The sequence below is a fragment of the Escherichia sp. AM3 genome, from assembly GCF_032029835.1.
GTDB lineage: Bacteria > Pseudomonadota > Gammaproteobacteria > Enterobacterales > Enterobacteriaceae > Escherichia > Escherichia coli.
Genome location: NZ_JAVUPQ010001270.1, coordinates 1 through 240, shown reverse-complemented (window position 1 = coordinate 240; position 240 = coordinate 1). Strand labels below are relative to the sequence as shown.

General features: G+C 55.4%; 1 protein-coding gene. It reads right to left on the bottom strand.

Annotation, left to right across the window (positions count from 1 at the left end; all coding sequences use genetic code 11):
- On the bottom strand, positions 1–240 hold a 240-nt coding region (locus RTW80_RS30625), incomplete at both ends, for a DUF3440 domain-containing protein (protein ID WP_312722014.1).

Genomic DNA, 240 nt, shown 5'->3' with positions numbered 1-240 from the left:
CGTTCATGCCTCGCTTTTGATACCAGTGGAGATAAACCGCAATTTTATTGCGGTAATGCTCCGCCGTAGTTTGCGGCATGCTGTCGAGTAGCAGCATGGCGTATTCGCGCCAGCCAAGATGGTCTGGTTTCAGGATCTTCCGGTGGCCATAAAAATGGTTATCGTGCCCGGCATAAATACCGCCGCTGCGCACCCCGCAGGCACGCTCACACATCGCCGCCCAGCGTTCGGGTTCAATGA